The sequence below is a fragment of the Acinetobacter sp. SwsAc6 genome (assembly GCF_013391565.1).
In the GTDB taxonomy this organism is placed as follows: domain Bacteria; phylum Pseudomonadota; class Gammaproteobacteria; order Pseudomonadales; family Moraxellaceae; genus Acinetobacter; species Acinetobacter cumulans.
This window is the reverse complement of record NZ_JACAXE010000002.1, coordinates 131,141-149,070: the sequence shown is the minus strand read 5'-3', so window position 1 is coordinate 149,070 and position 17,930 is coordinate 131,141. Positions and strand designations below refer to the sequence as shown.

The following is a 17,930-nucleotide window of genomic DNA, read 5'->3' as shown; positions in this document are numbered from 1 at the left end:
TTTTACATCTTGCTAAACCGTTGCTGATTTATAAGGTATATACAACGAACCAAAAAAAGTTCGCAGAATTAGTCACTATTTTTTCTGTGAAAACTTTATGAAAAATAGTGCTTAGGTTAAGATGAGCCATCATTTCGTAGAAGCATTTTGAAAAGCTATGCAACCTTTTGTTCTATATAACTCAGAGCAACGTAAAAAAGTTGAATTTGTACCTCGTAAAGAAGGTCACATCGATATGTATGTATGCGGCATGACTGTATACGACTATTGTCATATCGGTCACGCTCGGGTGATGGTTGCATTTGACTATATTATTCGCTTTTTGCGCAGTCAGGGATGGAATGTAAAATACGTACGTAACATTACCGATATTGACGACAAAATTATTAAGCGTGCCAATGAAAATGGCGAAAGTATTACGGCGCTAACTGATCGCTTTATTCAAGCAATGAATGAAGATGCAGAAAACCTAGGCTGTTTACACCCAGATGAAGCACCACGTGCGACAGATTACATTGACCAAATGCAAAATATGATTGGTAATTTGGTTGATAAAGGTACAGCGTATCCATCTGCAAATGGCGATGTATATTTTGAAGTTGAAAAATTTGCCAAATATGGTCGTTTATCTGGTCGTAAGCTTGAAGATATGCAAGCGGGTGCATCTGAGCGTGTTGATGTAGAAGTTGAGAAAAAGCATCCGTTTGACTTTGTACTTTGGAAACATGCCAAAGAAAATGAACCTTCTTGGGCATCACCTTGGGGCAATGGTCGTCCGGGTTGGCATATTGAATGTTCGGCAATGTCGACTTGCTGCTTAGGTAACCATTTTGACATTCATGGTGGCGGTTCTGACCTAACTTTCCCACATCATGAAAATGAAATTGCACAATCAGAAGCATCTACAGGTGAACAGTATGTAAACTACTGGATGCATGTAGGTTTTATTAATGTCGATGGCGAGAAAATGTCGAAGTCATTGGGTAACTTCTTCACTATTCGTGATGTGATGGATAAGTTCCATCCTGAAGTTATTCGCTACTTTATTGTGTCTTCACACTACCGTAGTCCTGTGAATTTCTCAGACTTTGCACTTAAAGAAGCCAAAACTACGCTGACACGTTTCTACCATTCATTTAAAGCATATCAAGCGCTGTATGGCGATAAACTGGTTGAAACTTTAGATGAAGCACTGGTGGAGCGTTTTAATGCTGCCATGCGTGATGACTTTAATACAGCAGAAGCGATTGCGGTATTGTTTGAAATTAACAAAGCCTTGAATACTGCTGTAAAAGAAGAAAATGCATCTCAAGCAGAAATCTACTATGCAACTTTACGTCATTTGACTAATGTGTTGGGGCTAGTACAGTACAATGTAGATGAGTTTTTAAAGTCTGATATTGGCCAAGAAGCATTAGGTTTGTCTGAAGAGCAAATTGCAGATTTAATTCAACAACGTGTTGATGCGAAAAAGGCAAAAGAATTTGCGCGTGCAGATGAAATTCGTCAATCTTTGCTAGATCAAGGGGTTGTATTGGAAGATACACGCCAAGGTACAGTATGGCGTCGTGCTGATTAATTCGGCAAACGAATGAAAAGAGTGTTGACAGTAATGAAAAAATCTCTATAATTCGTTCCCATATTGCGGGAATAGCTCAGTTGGTAGAGCACAACCTTGCCAAGGTTGGGGTCGCGAGTTCGAGTCTCGTTTCCCGCTCCAAAATTTAAAAAACCTTAGTCTTACGGACTAAGGTTTTTTTTTGCGTCAAATTGTTAAAACAAGGTGTGAAGTCTTAAAAGTTGAACATTTAGAAACGTTCAATTTCATGAGATATGCTAAAATAGCCAAAATTATTCTTAGTTTATGACAACAACTCAGACCTGATTATTGGGAATGAGTGAAAAAGGTAAACCGACTTTGAATCCACAAAATATGCCAAATCAAATTGATTTCCAGAAAACAGCTCTAGAAACACTGAGCATCGAGCGCCATGCACTAGAAGTATTGGCGAATGAAATAGATGATCGCTTTAGCAAAGCCTGTGAAATCATTTTGCAGTGTAAAGGCCGATTAGTCATTAGTGGTATGGGTAAGTCAGGCCATATTGGCCGTAAAATGGCTGCGACTTTTGCCTCTACAGGCACACCTTCATTTTTTATGCATCCTGGTGAAGCGGGTCATGGCGATTTAGGCATGTTGGTGAAAGGCGATGTGCTCATTGCAATTTCATACTCAGGCAAGAGTGATGAAATTATGATGCTGATGCCATTGATTAAGCATGTGGGCGTACCACTTATTACTATTTCAGGCCATGACCGTGGCCCAATGCCACAAAATGCTGATGTCGCTTTAACTTTGGGTGATATTCAAGAAGCATGTCCACTTGGTTTAGCACCGACATCAAGCACGACTGCCACTTTGGCATTGGGTGATGCTTTAGCAGTTGCCTTACTTGAAGCACGTGGCTTCACTTCAGATGATTTTGCACGATCTCATCCTGCAGGTGCTTTGGGTAAGCGCTTGTTGTTACATGTAAAGCATTTAATGCATACAGGTGATGAGTTACCAAAAGTATTACCAGAAACACCAATGAATAAGGTGTTGTATGAAATTTCAAATAAGCGTTTAGGCTTAACCACAATTGTTGATGCCAATGATAAGTTGTTGGGTATTTTTACAGATGGTGACTTGCGTCGTTTAATTGATAAACAACAAGGTTTTGATGTGAATTTACCTGTATCCGAGGTTATGATTCAGCATCCTTCAACGATTTCAAAAGAAGCGCGTGCTGTAGAAGCACTTGAGCAAATGAATGTGAAGAAAATTAACCAATTTGTTGTTGTAGATGACGAAAATAAAGTCATTGGTGTCATTGGTATGCATGATTTGATTCAAGCTGGGGTAAATTAATTAATGGCATCTTATGTGTTATTAGAGCAAGCGCGTCATGTAAGTGCGTTGGTGCTAGATGTAGACGGAATTCTAAGTGATGGTTTTGTAACACTCACCAATACAGGTGATGAGCTGAAATCATTTGATATTCGTGACGGATTGGGCATGAAATTGGTTCAGCAAGCTGGAATCAAAGTCATTATTATTACAGGCCGTAAAAGCAATATCGTTGAAAAGCGCATGTCTGATTTGGGTGTGGACTTGGTGTACCAAGGCCGTGAAGATAAAGGCGTAGCACTGCGTGAAGCGTGTGCCAAGCTCAACCTTGACCCGCAAGAATGCTTGTATATGGGTGATGATTGGCCGGATTTGTCTGCTTTTGCAATCGCTGGAATGAAAGTCACTGTGCCGAATGGCCATGTTGAAGTTCGTCGCCGTGCTGATTTAGTTACACAAGCAACAGGCGGTCGTGGCGCAGTACGTGAAATTTGCGATATGTTGTTGGTAGCCAAAGGGGTTTATCAAGAACTACTTGAAAAATATGCCAGTGCCCCGAATTAATAAACTAAACATTCATTAAATGTGGATAAATGCCCCGCTTATGGATACAAAATTTTTATATGTGACTGCTATTGCAATTGCAGCTGTAAGCGGTGGTTATTACTACTACAGTGGTAAAGGCAATAAACTTCAGGCTGAATCTTCACGCAGTATGAATTATTCTGCGGATAATATTCATCTGACACAAACCGATGAGAACGGCAAGCTATATGTCCGTGCTCAAGTCGATCGACTTGAACAAAACGTACAACAGAAAACCGCACAATTGTCGAATTTAAATGCTTCTACTTATACCAATGGTCAAGTTGACGCGACTTTTTTTGCAAAAACAGCCAATGGCTATAATGACAATGAAAAAGTTGTGCTAAAAGATCAAGTAAAGGCAACAAAATTGATGGCTGAAGGGCAAATGCAATTTACAACTGATGAGTTGACGGCATTTCCTAAAACCCGTGAAATTGAAACCAATAAACAAGTTTTGGTGCAATCACCACAGGCTGAGTTCGTTAGTAATGGACTTAAAGCAAATCTAAATGATGGGCAGTACGAATTTTTTAATATTCGAGGAAAGTATGAACCTAAATCTTAAATCAAAATTATCAACAGCATTCTTAAAGCGAGTTGCGTTATTAGGTTCATTGGCTGTCGTTTCTGTGGGCGCATTTGCTTTACCTTCAGACCGTAATCAGCCAATTTCATTGGTTGCTGACCGTGCAACGTTTAATGAAAAAACAGGTGTAACCACCTATTCAGGAAATGTGATTATTGAGCAAGGTACAATGAAGTTACAGGCTAACTCGATTGTAGCTAACCTCAATAGCGGTCGCAAAATTAGCACTATTACAGCTACAGGTAGCCCAGCACATTTCCAGCAAAAGACTGATCCAGCAAAAGGTCCAGCAAAAGGGCAAGCGCAAAAAATTATTTATAATGCCGAAACAGGTATTATTACCTTGTCTGGTAATGCTTTATTAGAGCAAGAAGGTGCATCTATTCGTGGTACTAACCTCAAATACAGCATGAACAAAGGTGATATTGTTGCCGAAGGTACCCCAAATAAAACGGGTTCTGAAGGTGGTCGTGTGAAAATTGTGATTCCACCATCAAGCGCTAAATCATTCCCAGGAGCAAGTGATTAATGGATCAATCTGCTCATAAGGTACAGACTTTATGCATTAAGCATTTAGCAAAAAACTATAGCAAACGTTGGGTGGTAAAAGACGTTTCTTTCAATATGCAAAGTGGTCAAATTGTTGGCCTGCTTGGGCCAAATGGTGCAGGTAAAACCACTAGCTTTTACATGGTGGTCGGGCTAGTAAGAATGGACAAAGGTGAAATTCATTTAGATGATTTAGACCTGTCTGATCTAGCCATGCATGAGCGTGCTCGTAAAGGAATTGGTTACTTACCGCAAGAAGCTTCTATTTTTAGAAAATTGACAATTTCTGAAAATATTATGGCGATTTTGGAAACGCGTAAAGACCTGAATAAACAACAACGTCAGCAACGTTTACAAGAGCTTTTGGCGGATTTCAAAATCACGCATATTAAAGATTCTTTAGGTATGAGTGTGTCGGGTGGTGAGCGTCGTCGTGCTGAAATTGCACGTGCTTTAGCAGCTGATCCAAAGTTCATGCTATTAGATGAACCATTTGCTGGTGTCGATCCTATTTCGGTAGGTGATATTAAAGACATTATTCGGACCTTAAAAGACCGTGGAATTGGTGTACTAATCACGGATCATAATGTGCGTGAAACCTTAGCAATTTGCGAGCATGCTTACATTGTGAGTGAAGGTGCAGTGATTGCTGAAGGCTCGCCAACTGAAATTCTAGAGAATGAAATTGTTCGTAAAGTTTATCTTGGAGATGACTTTACCGTTTAGATACATAAAAAACCTCAAAAATGTGACTTATGTCATTGTTTTGGGGTTTTTAAATTATTAGAATAATAAGAATAATCAGTAAAAAGATAAAAATATTTGCTGATACAGTATACACTTGATTAAAAAATAGAATTGTTCAAAAGAGCGTTAATAAAAGTAGAAAGGATTGGGGGCATCATAAAATATGATAACTAAAAGAGGGAGCTTTGTTATTTTGCTTTTACCATTCTCTATATCTATGGTACATGCAGAGTCGACAAGCAAAGATTATTTACACTCTTTTAAAGACGGAATTAGTCAGATTTTTTCACCAAAGCCGACTCGTTCAGCCGATAAAATAGACATTACTGAGCTCAGTAAATTTCCACTTGATACATCTCGTGTAGCTGAACTTCCAGTGATTGGGCGTGCAGACAATGCACCATTAACACAATATGGAAATATTGCGCCACGTCGATTAAGTTTTAAAGAAGCGGTACACATTGCTGTACAGCGACGCCCAGAAATCACTCAATCTATTTCGTCTGTAGCAGAGCAGGCGTCAAATATCGATTTAGCAAAATCTAAATACTATCCTCAACTTTCGGGTGGCTTGCAAACAGCCGATTTAACCAAAGCTGAGCGCGGTGGTCAGGTCGTTTCATTGAGTGCGTCACAAATGCTTTACGATTTTGGTAAGGTTAAAAGTGGCGTAAATATTGAAGAAGCCAAGATGTTGCAGCAGCAAGCACGAGTATTGGTCAGTTTAGATGAAATTTCTTATGATGTTGCTAGTGCAATTGTTAATGCAAAACGCTATCAAGAAATCACCAACATTGCTCGACAACAGATTAAAGGCATTGGGCGTATTGCAGAAATTGCAAATCTACGTGCAAAAGCTGGGATTAGTAGTCAAGCCGATCCGATTCAAGCACAGTCCAATTTAGAAGCAGCTGAATCTAATTTAGTGGTACAAGAAACCCAGTTAAAACAGTACCAGCAACGCCTTAGAACCTTACTAGGTTTTGATGTATCCAATGTTGAGTGGGATATTCCAGATGAATTGGTGCGCAAAGCAGAATTGTACCAAGATCCAGATTTCACTCAAATTCCAAATATGATGTTGGCGCAATCTGGGGTAGAGGTCGCTAAACTTCAAAAGCAACAAGCCAAATTGAGCGCTTATCCAACCATTAATGTGCGTGGCAGTTTAAGCCAAGCTGTAAATGGCCGTAACCCAAATAACAACAAGGATGATGGTTTTTATAATTCCATCATGCTTGAAGCAAGCAGTAATTTTTATCAAGGTGGAGCGATTGCAGCACAAACTCGTGCAGCGAGTTATGCTGAGGAAGCAGCACGTGCACAGGTCAATACATCTTATTTGGACGTATTGGATCAAGTTCGTTTAATCCGTGAACAAATTGAAAACAAAAAGCGTCAAATGTCTATTTTGGTACAGCGTCGTGAGACTACAGTGCGTACCAAAGAACTTTATCAAGAACAATATAAGCTAGGCACTCGAACTGTCGTTGATCTATTAAACGCAGAACAGGCCATTCATAGCGCAGCTCAAGAAATCGTTTCTTCTCAGTACGATGTTTATGCAGCACTTGTGCAATACATACAAGTGACAGGGCGTACGCGTGCGACTTACGATTTAAATAATACGACTATTCAGGGGTTTGAAGTCCAGCCATGAGTAATACAATAAATTATCAGCCGTGGCTTCAAGCGGTGTTAAACATCGCTAAGCACTACCGCATAGAACCATCAGAAGAGCGTATCCGTTTACAATTGGATTGGAACCAGCACGCCAATGTAGATGAAATGCTCGGTGTTATGGCGAAGCAAATCGGCCTCAATGTACGTAAAAATAAATTTGATAGTAGTTTTTTAAATCCGTGGCGCTTGCCGTTGCTGATTGATTTTAACAGTGGTGAAGTGGGGATTATCGAACGCATAGATGTGGACGGTAATGCTAGTGTGCAACTCAGTGGAGATGAAGGCTTATCTCAAGTTTTTCCAATTGAGCGTTTAAGTCATGGTGTGCGAAATATTTATATTTTGCGCCCTGAATCCTCTGTGCCAGACATGCGTGTCGATGAGTACATTAAGCCATTTGAAAAGAACTGGTTTTGGTCAATTGTACTAACAGACTGGAAGCGCTATATCGATATTATGTTTGCATCTTTAATGGCAAATATTTTAGCGCTTGCTACGGTCGTGTTCTCCATGAATGTGTATGACCGTGTAGTGCCATCGCAATCTATTCCAACGCTATGGGTCTTGGCAGGTGGTGTACTCATTGCAGCTATCTTTGAGTTTGCCTTACGTGTTGCACGTATTCACTTATCAGACATTATTGGTAAGCGTTCCGACTTACGTATTTCCGACCGTGTATTTGGTCATGCATTACGTATTAAGAATAATGAACGCTCAAAATCTACAGGTACTTTCATTTCACAAATTCGTGAGCTTGAAGGTGTACGTGAACTGGTGACTTCAACTACAGTTACAGCCATTGCAGACTTGCCATTCTTCTTCCTGTTCTTGGGGATTTTCTGGCTCATAGGTGGTAACCTATTTTGGGTGATGGTAGCCATTGTACCTTTAATGATTTTGCCAGGCATTTTTGCACAAAAACCATTGGCGCGTTTGGCACAAATGGGTATGCGTGAATCCGCTATTCGTAATGCGATGCTGGTAGAAGCTGTACAAGGTATTGAAGATATTAAGCTTTTGCGTGCAGAATCACGCTTCCAAAACCAATGGAATCACATGAATGAAGTGTCTGCCAGTGTCAGTATGGAACAACGTAAAATCGTTGGTCTGATGAGTGCATGGACACAAAAAGTACAAGGTTTGGCCTTTGCAATTGTGGTTTTGGTGGGATGTTTTGCGGTAATGAAAGGTGAGATGACCACAGGTGCATTGGTTGCTTGTTCAATTTTATCTTCACGTATGTTGGCACCTATTTCACAGCTCACAGGTGTATTGGGTCGCCTACAACAAGCCAAAGTTGCAAAAACGGGCTTAGATGAACTGATGAAACGTTCAGTCGATCAACCTGACTATTCACATTTGGTACATCGTCCAGTGATTCAGGGGAACTATGAGCTGAATGGTGTAGTTTTCAAATATGGTGAAGATGACCCACGTCCTAGCTTGGTCATTCCAAAACTTGAAATTAAACCAGGTGAAAAAATTGCAATCTTAGGCCGTAACGGCGCGGGTAAATCAACCCTATTGCAATTGCTATCTGGTATGCAAACGCCAATTCAAGGCAAGGTCAAACTTGATGGTATTGATTTGGGCCTAATTGATCCATCTGACGTGCGTCGTGATATGGGTTTATTGAATCAAAACTCACAATTATTTTATGGTTCTATACGTGAAAATTTAACTTTAGGCGCGCCGTTGGCAACCGATGAGCAAGTGATGCAAGCATTACAACTCACAGGTGCATTGGCATTCGTTCAAGAGAAAAAAGAAGGTCTCGACCACGTTATTTTGGAAGGTGGCGTTGGTTTCTCTGGCGGTCAGCGTCAAGCTTTACTCCTTGCGCGGTTATTAATTCGTCAACCCAATATTTTGTTATTAGATGAACCAACAGCAGCAATTGATGATGTCTCTGAAAAGCAGTTGATCAATCATTTGAAGCTGTACCTACGCAATAGAACGATGATTGTGGCAACGCATCGTCGTGCTGTGTTGGAGTTGGTTGATCGAATTATTGTGGTCAATGACGGAAAAATTGTGATGGATGGTCCACGTGACCAAATCCTTAACCAATCTGGTGGTGCGCAAAACCGCGGTACGGGAGCAAGCACATGAGTGAAAATAATCAAGAAATACAGCGCTCAAACAAAGTTTCGTATCAAGAGCCACCATTACCTAAAGCCAGTCTGATTATTTGGATTATCTGTATTGGTTTATTGGTGATATTGGTTTGGGCGTGGTTGTTTAAGTTGGAAGAAGTGTCAACGGGCACAGGTAAAATTATTCCATCTTCAAAAGAACAAGTTATTCAGTCTTTAGAAGGCGGTATTATTACCAAAATGAATGTGCGCGAAGGCCAAATTGTGGAGCAAGGTCAGGTTCTTGCACAGTTAGACCCAACCCGTTTAGAGTCCAATGTAGGCGAGTCAGAGTCTTTATTGATAGCTTCACGTGCAACCTCGGCGCGTTTACGTGCGGAAGTAAATGGTACGCCTTTAAGCTTTCCACCTGAAGTACAGCGTGATCCAAAATTAGTACGTGAAGAAACCGCGCTTTACCAAAGCCGTCGTGACAACCTTGAACAATCACTGGCGGGTTTAAAGCAGTCTTTACTATTAATTGAAGAAGAATTAGCAATGACAGCACCACTTGTTGCTAAAGGTGCAGCCAGTGAAGTGGAAGTGATTCGTTTAAAAAGTCGTGCCAATGAATTACGCAACCAAATGAATGACGTGCGAAATCAATATTATGTGAAATCGCGTGAAGAGTTGTCTAAAGCCAATACTGATGTGGAAACACAACAACAAGTGGTACGTGGTAAGTCTGATACTTTAAGTCGCACCACCTTTAAGTCGCCTGTACGCGGTGTAGTGAAAGAAATTGATGTGATGACCTTGGGTGGTGTTGTACCACAAAATGGCAAGCTGATGACTATTGTACCGTTGGATGAGCAACTCTTGGTTGAAGCGCGTATTTCACCACGAGACATTGCATTTATTCATCCGGGTCAAGAAGCCTTGGTAAAAATCACCGCTTATGATTATTCAATTTTTGGTGGACTAAAAGGTAAGGTAACTGTTATTTCACCAGATACACTGCGTGATGAAGTGAAACAAGATCAGTTCTATTACCGTGTTTATATTCGTACAGACAGTGATAAATTAGTGAATAAAGCTGGCAAAAGCTTTGCAATTACACCAGGTATGGTGGCGACTGTAGATATTCGTACAGGCCAAAAAACAGTATTGGATTATTTGGTTAAACCGTTTAACAAGGCACGTGAAGCATTGCGTGAACGTTAATCCAAACTAAGTTAGCTTTGTTTTTATACAGCCTCCGCATGCGGGGGCTTTTTCATCTCTGCCAAAAATAAAAACACGTTATAATTAGGCGTTTGGATTTTACTTTGTAGACGTTATGCCATTTACCATTGCCAGTCAGGTCAGCTTTGAAGAAGACATAAAAAAAAGTCGCTTTCAAGCGATTGCTGTGCCTGTTGAAAATGAACAGGACGTTAAAGATTTTTTAGAATTAAACAAAGATGTGAGTACAACACATCAATGCTGGGCATGGAAAATTGGTCATCATGTACGATTTAATGATGATGGTGAACCTTCGGGTACAGCAGGACGTCCAATTTTAGCGACGATTGAAGGCAATGAGCTGACCAATATTTTGGTTTTAGTCAATCGTTGGTATGGAGGCATCAAATTAGGCACAGGTGGCTTGGTGCGTGCTTATGGCGGTTGTGCTGGGCAGTGCTTACTACTGGCAGAAAAAATTGAATTAATTGAAAAGAAAAAAGTAAGTTTCAGCTGTCAGTTTAATGAATGGGCAATTTTTCAATACGAATTGAATCAGCAACAAATTGAATATACTGAAGAATATACTGCAACTGGTGTAAGCGTCATTGCGCTGTTGCAAGTCCATCAAATTGAGCCACTGACTTTAAAAATTCAAGATGTAAGTCGAGGCCGTGAGCAATTAAAAGTGATTGAAGACATACAAAATGACTGAGCAAGATCCTTTACTGAAATATCGTGAACAGCATAAGCATCGTTTAAATTATATGTCTTGGTTGTACTGGAACTTAAAACCGAAAAACCGCGTATGGGCAGAGCAATGGCAGCAAGAATACCAAGCTTATCTGATGGAGATGGAAACAGTAGAAATTGGCAAAAACTGTTTTATTTCACCGTTGGCACATATTTTTGCTGAACCTGGCCGTAAAATTATTATTGGTGATAATACCTTTATTGCAGCGGACTGTACCTTGCATGGCCCATTGGATATTGGGAATGAAGTTGCCATTAACCACCATTGCATTTTAGATGGCGGTCGAGCAGGGATTAAATTACATGACCAAGTTCGTATAGCTGCTTATAGCCATCTATATGCGTTTGACCATGGTATGGATTTAGAGCAACCTATTTATCAGCAAGCTGTTCGTTCGCAGGGTATTGAAATAGGGCGTGATGTATGGCTTGGGGCGCATGTGGGCATAAAAGATGGCGTGACCATACATGAACAAGCCGTGATTGGTATGAATAGCATGGTGACCAAAGATGTAGAAGCTCGTACGATCGTGGGAGGAAATCCTGCGAAATTTATACGTTTTCGGGATTAAGCATGAAAAAAGGCGGGTGCAAGCTAGGAAAATCATACACAAAAGCCTGCACAGTCTTAAAAACTTGTGATACTTTAAAAATAACAACAACAGATAGCCCAAAAGAAGCAAGAGAGGCTAATGATGAAGCGTGTTATTGCTTGTATAGATTCTTCGCCGTGTATAAATGCATTGGCTGAAGCTGCCGTTTGGATTGCCAAACAAACCCAGCGTGAACTGGTGTTACTGCAAGTACTGGACTACTATCCAGCCAGTTATCACTTGGGTGAAATCAGTGGCGTGATAGGTTTTGAAAGTAATGCAATGCTCCTTAAAGAGCTGGCAGAGCTAGAACAAAAACAAAGCGAATTGGCACAAGATTATAGCAATAACTTGCTTAAGCACATTTCAGAACTCATTCATGAAAAACATGACCTACAACCTGCACATATTCAGCTCAAGGGTGATTTTTTAGAACAAAGCTTTAAGGAACTCCGAAGTGACGATATTGTTGTCATTGGTCGAGTAGGTGAGCGCTCTGCGGAACGCAATAAGCCAATGGGGAGCAATGTTGAAAACTTCATCCGTGGTGCCAAATGCACAGTCATGACCGTGGGCGCTAGCTTTAAACCACCGACACGGTTTATTTTTGCCTACGAATATTCACCTACTTGTGTAGATCTCATGAAGCGTATTGCACAAAGTGATTTACTGCGTTTATTGCAATGCCATTTACTCTACGTTGGCGATCATCCTGAAATTTTAAATGAACCTTTGCAGTATCTGCAAAATTCGGGACTGGATGTGGTCACTGAGTATCGCTATGGTGATGTAGCTGAAAATATTTTGTCTTATCAGCAAGAACATGCGATTCAACTGATTGTATTAGGCGCCTTTAGTCACAGTAAAATTCATCAATTCTTTTTGGGAAGTATTACGACGACAATTTTCCGTAACTCAACAGTTCCTTTGCTAGTGGTAAAGTAAACTTGATTTAATTGAATTGAGTGATTTATTGAATTTTTGGTGTAAATAATAGCCAAAGTTATCCTCACTTACTGTGGATAACTTTGTGACTAATATTTGTAAGCTAATGTTTTTAAATAAATAAAAACAAAAGTTTGTTTTTTGTACAATTGTGTTATTTTACAATTGCAATTGCAAAACCGTCATGGCCTTTGCTACCAATTGTTTGCAAAGCAGTGCTTGATAATAAACGTGGATGGTTTTGCATTGCGCGGAACATGTCGCGAATACCTTCAATACTAGGCTTATGATTTTCTGGATTTAAGATTTCACCGGCACGAATCACATTGTCTAATACAATAATTGTTCCTGAGTGCGAAAGCTTCAAACTCAGTTCTAAATATTCAGGATAGCTTTGTTTGTCAGCATCGATAAAAATAAAATCAAAGGCTTCAGTGTCATCAGGTAGAGAACGTAAAATATCTGCAGCACGACCACATTTAAGCTCAATGGTTTGAGCTAAATTGGCACGATCAATATTTTCTTGGCCTAAGGCTGCATGTGTATCACGACCTTCAATCGTCAGAATATAACCATCTTCAGGTAGGGCACGCGCCAGCCACATTGTGCTATAAGCCGCAAATGTTCCAAGCTCTAAAACACGTTTGCATTTGTTCATTTGAATGAGCATTTGCAATAGCATCCCTTGATTGGGTGCAACAGCAAGGTGGTCTGGGAAGCCACGTTCTTCTGTGTGTTTTAGAGTTTGAGTCAGAATAGGATCTTCTGGAATTAAATGTGAATCGATATACGTATCAATGTCTGTCCACATTTGTTGCATAACTTGAGCACCTCATTTTTGATGCAGACATTTTAAACCTTTCCCGCTGAAGCGCAATTTTTTGAAGCGGATCTCTGCGTATATACACAAAAAAATAGCCTCCGAAGAGGCTATATCATCACATTGTCATGCATTAGTAATTACACATAGAGCTACGACTACTTAAATCAGGCCCCCAGGTACGATAACCTTGGGTATCAATATGAATTTGCCCAGATGCATATAAACCTAATCCCATATTTAGGCTTTGTCCATGTTGTGACCAGAATTGGCATAATTTGAATTTGGAGTTTTCAATATATGCATAATCTTCTGGCTGCGGATATTCTGGGCCAATACGGAAATCGATGGCTGAGTTATAAAGGTGACGTGAAGAACTTGCACCACCAGCACATTGGTTTAAAGGCAAGTCACGATATACAGAGGTCACGCTAAAGTCGGTCAGTACGTTGGCTGCGATTAAGTATTTAAATACACGAAGCGTTGGAATTTGATTGGCCCAAAGCTCACGACTGGGCACCATGTATTGTTCTCGACCACATTTTTGCCAATCTCGCGCAGTACGCATTAATTCAAAGCTAGGAATAATATTTCCCACGCCATTTTTTTCTAAAAAAACTTCATATTCCCGCACGCGACGTAAATGATCTGCAACAGCAATCCAGTTGTTATACGCATAGGGCACAGTTTTAGGAGGAATGGGGCGCTGAAAACTAACACGCTCTTGTGGTATGAAAATACGTTTTCCTGATGGATCTGTAATGATCTGTCCTTTTTTAGGAGAAGATGTACAGCCAACAAAAACGATAGGGACTAATACAATACCGAGTAGTCCCTTTATCAAATTCTTCATTATAGAAAACAATTATTTATAAACTCTTATTATTTTAATCCAAATTAAGTGAAAAAAATGGAAAATATTGCAATCAAATGTGTGCTTTGGGTATAAAAAAGATCAGCAGAGGCTGATCTTTTTTATGACTTGGTAACGGACGATTACTTTTCTAAGTATTGTAATTTGTCTGTTTTACCATTCCACTCTTCACGGTCAGCTGGCTGATCACCAATTTGTGTGATGTTTGGCCATTTTTGTGAAAGTTCAGTATTCAGCTCAAGGAACACTTCTTGACCTTCTGGAAGCTCATCTTCAGAGAAAATAGCATTTGCAGGGCACTCTGGTTCGCATAGTGCACAGTCAATGCATTCATCTGGATTAATTACAAGGAAGTTTGGACCTTCATAGAAACAGTCTACTGGGCAAACTTCTACGCAGTCTTGATATTTACATTTAATACAGTTTTCAGTGACAACAAAGGTCATGGCGACAGCTACCTAAAAATATGGTTCTAATAACTAATGCTGTATTTTAGGCAAAAATACCCCTAACTAACAATTCCTTTTATTGATATTTATTATATGCAAGGCTGTTAAATTTGATAAAAACTGAACAATTTGATCGAAAAGTGCCTGTAATGAGAATCATCTGCAAAACCTACGGATCATTTGAAGATACGTAGGTTTTTGTTACATATTAATTAGGCTTTGAGTTGGTCCTTTAAAGCATAGAGTTGTTGTAACGCCTCACGGGGACTGAGATTATCGACATCTAAGTTCTTAAGAATTTCAAGCGCAGGCGATGCTACTTCAACTTCGACCACACGCTCTATAATTTCAGGCGTTGCAAGCGCGCTAAACAAGTCATTTTGTACGCCTTGATTGAGCTGTTGCTTCTGCTGTTTTTCCAAAATATGTAAACGATTTTGTGCATCTTTAATTACACTGTTTGGAATACCTGCTAATTTTGCCACTTGTAAGCCATGACTCTGACTTGCAGGGCCGTGTTGTACTTTATGTAGCAAGATTAAATTACCATTCAATTCCTTGGCTGTAACATGGAAGTTTTCAATGGCAGCTTCTTTGCCCAGTTCGGTCAATTCAAAATAATGCGTAGCAAATAAACATAAGCATTTAATGCGCTTAGTCAGATCATTTACACATGCCCATGCTAAAGATAAGCCATCATAAGTACTGGTACCACGGCCAACTTCATCCATGAGCACCAAAGACTGATTTGTCGCGTGGTGCAAAATTTGTGAAGTTTCCGTCATTTCCACCATAAATGTCGATTTGCCTGTAGATAAATCATCTGCTGAGCCAATACGTGTAAAGATACGGTCGATTGGACCCAATAGCGCCGATTTTGCAGGAACATAACTACCACAGTAGGCCAGTAAAGCAATCAGTGCCGTTTGACGCATAAACGTCGATTTACCACCCATATTTGGCCCTGTAATAATGGCCATACGGTGATTGAAATCAAGACTGGTGTCGTTGGGGGTGAAGGCAGCTTTGCTGAGTGCTTCGACCACAGGATGACGGCCTGCTTGAATTTGCAAACCAATTTCAGGACTAAACTCTGGTCGTGCCCAATTTCGCAAACGGGCTTGATGAGCAAAGTTGGTCAACAAATCAATTTGAGCAATGGCGCTGCTCATCATTTGTAAGTGTCCAATATCTTGGCGTAGCTCTTCGAGTAGCATTTCAAAGAGCATTTTTTCACGCGCCAAAGCACGTGATTCACTAGAAAGAACCTTGTCTTCAAAAGATTTGAGCTCTGGGGTGATATAACGCTCAGCATTTTTTAAAGTCTGTCGACGAATATAATGATCTGGTGCTTGTTCGGCTTGAGCCCGTGTGAGCTCAATATAATAACCACTGACACGGTTATAGCCGATTTTTAAGGTAGAAATTCCTGTATTTGCACGCTCTTGGATTTCGAGATCAATTAAGTACTGGCCAGCATGATCACGAATTTTACGTAATTCATCTAGCTCGGTATCAAAACCTTCGGCGATCACATTACCATCACGAAGCAGTACAGGTGGATTCTCCACAATAGCGCTCATAAGGCGTTCATGTAGACCGTGAAAATCACCTAACTCAGTATTTAATTCAAGCAAAAGCTGAGATTGCTTTTGCTCGATCAGTGGCAATAAGGCATGGCGCAAATAAGGGATTTGTGCACAGGCTTGACGTAGTTGAACCAAATCACGTGGGCGTGCACTGCCTAAGGCCACTCGACTGAGGACGCGTTCAATATCGCCAATCTCTTTAAGTACTAAACGCGTAGGGACTTCATGGCAACCTTGTAAAAGTGCCTGCGTTGCATCGAGGCGGGCATCCAGTAGAGCTGTATCACGAAGTGGTTGCATCAGCGTTCGACTGAGTAGACGTCCGCCCATTGCAGTTTGGCAGTCATTAATCAATTGAAATAACGAGGTGCCATGTTCAAATAAGGGTTCAATCAGTTCTAAATTACGACGTGTAACTGGATCAAGCGCAATAAAGTCTGTGCTTTGTTCTAACTGAATTGAGCGAATATGTGGCAAAGCGGTTTTTTGAGTCTCTTTGGCATAATGAATAAGCGCCGCTGCAGCCGCTTTTGCCAAAGGTAAATGATCAATACCAAAGCCTGAAAGTGTAGATACACCCAATTGGTCGCATAAAGTTTTTTGAGCATTGTTCAGATTAAAATCGACATTTGGGCGCTTAGTTACAGGGCAGTCTAGTTGGCGTTTGGTCTGCTCTATGATGTTTTGGTCAATGACGTTTTCATCAATAATAATTTCACTTGGCATTAAACGTGAAAGTTCAATGCTCAGTTGTTCGATATTAAATTCGAGTTGCTGTACTTTAAAAATACCAGCACTCAAGTCAAGCAGTGCAATGCCAATTTGATTTTGTTGGATGCATAAAGACACTAAGTTTGAGCTTTGATGTGCGGTTAATAGCGCATCGTCTGTCAGTGTGCCTGGTGTAATAATACGGACAACGCCGCGCTCTACAGGGCCTTTACCTGTCACTTCACCAATCTGTTCACAAATTACAACGGTTTCTCCTTTTTTAACCAGTCGTGCTAAATAACCTTCAGCAGCATGATAGGGTACGCCTGCCATTGGAATAGGTTCACCATTGGCTTTGCCACGATGTGTAAGCGTGATGCCTAAGATTTTGGCTGCTTTGTGGGCATCTTCAAAGAACAGTTCATAAAAGTCACCCATACGGTAGAACATTAATGAATGCGGGTGCTGCATTTTGACGCCCATGTATTGTTGCATCATTGGGGTCAAGCTGGAAAGATCAGCCATAAGTTCTGAACTGGTCATTGAAAAAAATCCTTCATCCTTTGTAAAGTGAGTACAAACTCAAATATGACGTAGCGTACAGTACAGCGGAGTCATTGCTCAGCTAGTGCAATTACTGTATTGGCTTTTTCATTTATTTGTAGCGCAAAAGCGAATGTGCAAGTTTAGCAAAATTCAAAACAGAGCAACATGCTCGTTTTATGGGAAATATAGAGTGCTTTGAATGGCGGGTGAAAAACCATTCACTCCTGCGAGTGATAATTGATTTGTTGTGCACGTTTGCATTGTATGATGATGTGCCTCATACAATGCAAAGTTATGATGTGCTAATG

At 40.4% G+C, this 17,930-nt stretch carries 16 protein-coding genes and 1 tRNA gene; 13 read left to right on the top strand and 4 right to left on the bottom strand.

Annotated features, from left to right (window positions below):
- The first annotated feature begins 157 nt into the window (after nucleotides 1–157).
- The 13 genes from cysS (at nucleotide 158) to HYG93_RS02175 (ending at nucleotide 12,633) form a co-directional block, all read left to right on the top strand.
- Nucleotides 158–1,579, top strand: a complete 1,422-nt coding sequence (cysS, locus tag HYG93_RS02235; protein WP_106985442.1) for a cysteine--tRNA ligase — start codon at nucleotides 158–160, stop codon at nucleotides 1,577–1,579.
- Nucleotides 1,580–1,644: 65 nt separating this feature from the next.
- Nucleotides 1,645–1,720 (top strand) — tRNA-Gly (locus HYG93_RS02230).
- Nucleotides 1,721–1,933: 213 nt separating this feature from the next.
- The gene (locus HYG93_RS02225; protein ID WP_106985468.1) at nucleotides 1,934–2,911 is read left to right on the top strand and encodes an SIS domain-containing protein; all 978 of its coding nucleotides are present in this window, start codon (nucleotides 1,934–1,936) and stop codon (nucleotides 2,909–2,911) included.
- Between the two features lie 3 nt (nucleotides 2,912–2,914).
- Nucleotides 2,915–3,454, top strand: coding sequence for an HAD family hydrolase (locus tag HYG93_RS02220; protein WP_120365337.1), 540 nt, complete (start codon nucleotides 2,915–2,917; stop codon nucleotides 3,452–3,454).
- A gap of 40 nt (nucleotides 3,455–3,494) precedes the next feature.
- Nucleotides 3,495–4,043: an LPS export ABC transporter periplasmic protein LptC gene (gene lptC, locus HYG93_RS02215; RefSeq protein ID WP_106985444.1), complete on the top strand. Its 549-nt coding sequence runs from the start codon at nucleotides 3,495–3,497 to the stop codon at nucleotides 4,041–4,043.
- Entirely contained in the window at nucleotides 4,027–4,593 is a 567-nt protein-coding gene (gene lptA, locus HYG93_RS02210; RefSeq protein WP_120365338.1) for a lipopolysaccharide transport periplasmic protein LptA, read from the top strand. The genes lptC and lptA overlap by 17 nt, the downstream gene beginning before the upstream one ends.
- On the top strand, nucleotides 4,593–5,339 hold the full coding sequence (gene lptB / locus HYG93_RS02205) for an LPS export ABC transporter ATP-binding protein (protein ID WP_106985446.1): 747 nt from the start codon (nucleotides 4,593–4,595) through the stop codon (nucleotides 5,337–5,339). The genes lptA and lptB overlap by 1 nt, the downstream gene beginning before the upstream one ends.
- Before the next feature lie 184 nt (nucleotides 5,340–5,523).
- On the top strand, nucleotides 5,524–7,020 hold the full coding sequence (locus tag HYG93_RS02200; protein WP_120365339.1) for a TolC family outer membrane protein: 1,497 nt from the start codon (nucleotides 5,524–5,526) through the stop codon (nucleotides 7,018–7,020).
- Nucleotides 7,017–9,155: a type I secretion system permease/ATPase gene (locus HYG93_RS02195; protein WP_178961741.1), complete on the top strand. Its 2,139-nt coding sequence runs from the start codon at nucleotides 7,017–7,019 to the stop codon at nucleotides 9,153–9,155. Before HYG93_RS02200 ends, HYG93_RS02195 begins: the two co-directional genes overlap by 4 nt.
- Nucleotides 9,152–10,342 (top strand): HlyD family type I secretion periplasmic adaptor subunit, encoded by a 1,191-nt coding sequence (locus HYG93_RS02190; protein WP_106985449.1) that lies wholly within the window; start codon nucleotides 9,152–9,154, stop codon nucleotides 10,340–10,342. Before HYG93_RS02195 ends, HYG93_RS02190 begins: the two co-directional genes overlap by 4 nt.
- A 115-nt stretch (nucleotides 10,343–10,457) precedes the next feature.
- Entirely contained in the window at nucleotides 10,458–11,057 is a 600-nt protein-coding gene (locus tag HYG93_RS02185; RefSeq protein ID WP_106985450.1) for a YigZ family protein, read from the top strand.
- Nucleotides 11,050–11,667 (top strand): DapH/DapD/GlmU-related protein, encoded by a 618-nt coding sequence (locus HYG93_RS02180; protein ID WP_120365340.1) that lies wholly within the window; start codon nucleotides 11,050–11,052, stop codon nucleotides 11,665–11,667. The genes HYG93_RS02185 and HYG93_RS02180 overlap by 8 nt, the downstream gene beginning before the upstream one ends.
- A 123-nt stretch (nucleotides 11,668–11,790) precedes the next feature.
- Nucleotides 11,791–12,633, top strand: coding sequence for a universal stress protein (locus tag HYG93_RS02175; RefSeq protein WP_106985452.1), 843 nt, complete (start codon nucleotides 11,791–11,793; stop codon nucleotides 12,631–12,633).
- A 154-nt stretch (nucleotides 12,634–12,787) separates the two neighbouring features.
- Here HYG93_RS02175 and HYG93_RS02170 read toward each other — a convergent pair whose 3' ends face one another.
- From HYG93_RS02170 to mutS, 4 genes are all read right to left on the bottom strand, one after another.
- Entirely contained in the window at nucleotides 12,788–13,453 is a 666-nt protein-coding gene (locus HYG93_RS02170; RefSeq protein ID WP_106985453.1) for an O-methyltransferase, read from the bottom strand.
- 133 nt (nucleotides 13,454–13,586) lie between these two features.
- Nucleotides 13,587–14,306 carry a D-Ala-D-Ala carboxypeptidase family metallohydrolase gene (locus HYG93_RS02165; RefSeq protein ID WP_106985454.1) on the bottom strand — a complete coding sequence of 240 codons (720 nt, stop codon included), beginning with the start codon at nucleotides 14,304–14,306 and terminating at the stop codon, nucleotides 13,587–13,589.
- A 143-nt stretch (nucleotides 14,307–14,449) separates the two neighbouring features.
- Nucleotides 14,450–14,773, bottom strand: coding sequence for a ferredoxin FdxA (gene fdxA / locus HYG93_RS02160; protein WP_106985455.1), 324 nt, complete (start codon nucleotides 14,771–14,773; stop codon nucleotides 14,450–14,452).
- Nucleotides 14,774–14,988: 215 nt separating this feature from the next.
- On the bottom strand, nucleotides 14,989–17,619 hold the full coding sequence (mutS, locus tag HYG93_RS02155; protein ID WP_106985456.1) for a DNA mismatch repair protein MutS: 2,631 nt from the start codon (nucleotides 17,617–17,619) through the stop codon (nucleotides 14,989–14,991).
- Nucleotides 17,620–17,930 lie beyond the last annotated feature (311 nt).